This is a genomic window from Aequorivita viscosa (assembly GCF_900106795.1).
Lineage (GTDB): Bacteria > Bacteroidota > Bacteroidia > Flavobacteriales > Flavobacteriaceae > Aequorivita > Aequorivita viscosa.
Genome location: NZ_FNNS01000053.1, coordinates 1 through 3,072, shown reverse-complemented (window position 1 = coordinate 3,072; position 3,072 = coordinate 1). Strand labels below are relative to the sequence as shown.

At 49.6% G+C, this 3,072-nt stretch carries 2 rRNA genes; both read left to right on the top strand.

From position 1 onward, the window contains the following. Positions 1-2,776: ribosomal RNA gene (locus BLW28_RS15440) — 23S ribosomal RNA — on the top strand; the annotation flags it as partial. Positions 2,777-2,923: 147 nt separating this feature from the next. Beyond that, positions 2,924-3,033, top strand: a 5S ribosomal RNA gene (rrf, locus tag BLW28_RS15435). Positions 3,034-3,072: the final 39 nt, after the last annotated feature.

The following is a 3,072-nucleotide window of genomic DNA, read 5'->3' as shown; positions in this document are numbered from 1 at the left end:
AAGGACGTGATAAGCTGCGAAAAGCTGCGGGGATTGGCACATACAAATTGATCCGCAGATATCCGAATGGGGCAACCCACCATATTGAAGATATGGTATCCGCAAGGAGGCAAACCCGGGGAACTGAAACATCTAAGTACCCGGAGGAAGAGAAAACAATAGTGATTCCGATAGTAGCGGCGAGCGAACTCGGATTAGCCCAAACCAATATTGTTACGGCAATATTGGGGTTGTAGGACCACGACATTTGGTGCTTTATGAATAAGAACACGTTGGAAAGCGTGGCCATAGACGGTGATAGCCCGGTATTAGTAAAGACAGTTACCGATAGTGGTATCCTGAGTAGTGCGGGGCACGTGAAACCCTGTATGAATCTGGCGGGACCATCCGCCAAGGCTAAATACTCCTGAGAGACCGATAGTGAACCAGTACCGTGAGGGAAAGGTGAAAAGAACCGTGAATAACGGAGTGAAATAGATCCTGAAACCATACGCTTACAAGCGGTCGGAGCCAATTTATTGGTGACGGCGTGCCTTTTGCATAATGAGCCTACGAGTTACTGTTGCCAGCGAGGTTAAAATTTTAAGAATTGGAGCCGCAGCGAAAGCGAGTCTGAATAGGGCGTTTTAGTTGGTAGTAGTAGACGCGAAACCGTGTGATCTACCCTTGGGCAGGTTGAAGTTTAGGTAACACTAAATGGAGGACCGAACCCGTTGACGTTGAAAAGTCTTGGGATGACCTGAGGGTAGGGGTGAAAGGCCAATCAAACTCGGAAATAGCTCGTACTCCCCGAAATGCATTTAGGTGCAGCGTTGATATATAGTTTTATAGAGGTAGAGCTACTGATTGGATGCGGGGGCTTCACCGCCTACCAATTCCTGACAAACTCCGAATGCTATAAAATGATGATCAGCAGTGAGGGCATGGGTGCTAAGGTCCATGTCCGAGAGGGAAAGAACCCAGACCATCAGCTAAGGTCCCCAAATGTATGTTAAGTTGAAAAAACGCGGTCGGACTGCATAGACAGCCAGGATGTTGGCTTGGAAGCAGCCATTCATTTAAAGAGTGCGTAACAGCTCACTGGTCGAGCGGTCCGGCATGGATAATAATCGGGCATAAACATACTACCGAAGCTATGGACTTAATTTATTAAGTGGTAGGGGAGCATTCTGTTTGCGTTGAAGGTGTACTGTGAGGTATGCTGGAGCGTACAGAAAAGAAAATGTAGGCATAAGTAACGATAATGCGGGCGAGAAACCCGCACTCCGAAAGACCAAGGTTTCCTCAGCTATGCTAATCAGCTGAGGGTTAGTCGGGGCCTAACGCGAACCCGAAAGGGGTAGTGGATGGACAACAGGTTAATATTCCTGTACCTGCTCACGTTAAAAGTGACGGAGGCGTAAATTTGGTGCGTGCTGACGGAATAGCACGTTGAAGCCAGTGGTAACACGGCGATAGTACACTGAGGCTTCGGCCAAGGTGATAATCCAGAGTAGCGACTTCCAAGAAAAGCGAGTGAAGCAGCCCGTACCCCAAACCGACACAGGTGGTTGGGATGAGAATTCTAAGGAGCTCGAGAGATTCATGGCTAAGGAACTAGGCAAAATAGACGCGTAACTTCGGGAGAAGCGTCGCCCCCCTCCGGGGGGGCCGCAGTGAAAGAGTCCAGGCGACTGTTTATCAAAAACACAGGGCTCTGCAAAATCGAAAGATGAAGTATAGGGCCTGACACCTGCCCGGTGCTGGAAGGTTAAGAGGAGATGTTAGCTTCGGCGAAGCATTGAATTGAAGCCCCAGTAAACGGCGGCCGTAACTATAACGGTCCTAAGGTAGCGAAATTCCTTGTCGGGTAAGTTCCGACCTGCACGAATGGTGCAACGATCTGGACACTGTCTCAGCCATGAGCTCGGTGAAATTGTAGTATCGGTGAAGATGCCGATTACCCGCTGTGGGACGAAAAGACCCCGTGCACCTTTACTATAGCTTAGTATTGGTTTTGGATAAGCAATGTGTAGGATAGGTGGGAGACTTTGAAGCTGCGTCGCCAGGCGTGGTGGAGTCATTGTTGAAATACCACCCTTTGCTTGTCTAGAGTCTAACCCTTTACAAAAGGGGACAGTGCTTGGTGGGTAGTTTGACTGGGGTGGTCGCCTCCAAAAGAGTAACGGAGGCTTCTAAAGGTTCCCTCAATACGGTTGGCAATCGTGTGTAGAGTGCAATGGCATAAGGGAGCTTGACTGAGAGACCTACAAGTCGATCAGGTACGAAAGTAGAGCATAGTGATCCGGTGGTTCCGCATGGAAGGGCCATCGCTCAAAGGATAAAAGGTACGCCGGGGATAACAGGCTGATCTCCCCCAAGAGCTCATATCGACGGGGGGGTTTGGCACCTCGATGTCGGCTCGTCACATCCTGGGGCTGGAGAAGGTCCCAAGGGTTGGGCTGTTCGCCCATTAAAGTGGCACGCGAGCTGGGTTCAGAACGTCGTGAGACAGTTCGGTCTCTATCTACAGTGGGCGCAAGAAATTTGAGTGGATCTGACTCTAGTACGAGAGGACCGAGTTGGACCGACCGCTGGTGCACCAGTTGTTCCGCCAGGAGCATCGCTGGGTAGCTACGTCGGGAAGGGATAAGCGCTGAAAGCATATAAGCGCGAAACCCACCACAAGATGAGATTTCTTTAAAGGGCCGTGGGAGACTACCACGTTGATAGGCCATAGGTGTACAGGCAGTAATGTCTTAGCCGAGTGGTACTAATAGCCCGTAAGCTTATGTACAACGTTTTTCCTCCGCCTCGGCGGAGGAAAGGCAACTCTTTTCTTAAGGTATATTCCTTTTCTTCTATTGTTTGTTTCCTATATGTCACGATATTTCTTCGGTCACAAGTACCGGAGAGGTCCCGCATCAAGTGCGGGATCGAAAACTAAGGTGGTTATAGCGACGGGGCTCACCTCTTACCATTCCGAACAGAGAAGTTAAGCCCGTTTGCGCCGATGGTACTGCAATCCTGTGGGAGAGTAGGTCGCCGCCTTCCTTTAAAACCTTCATCATTAATTTGGTGAAGGTTTTTTTT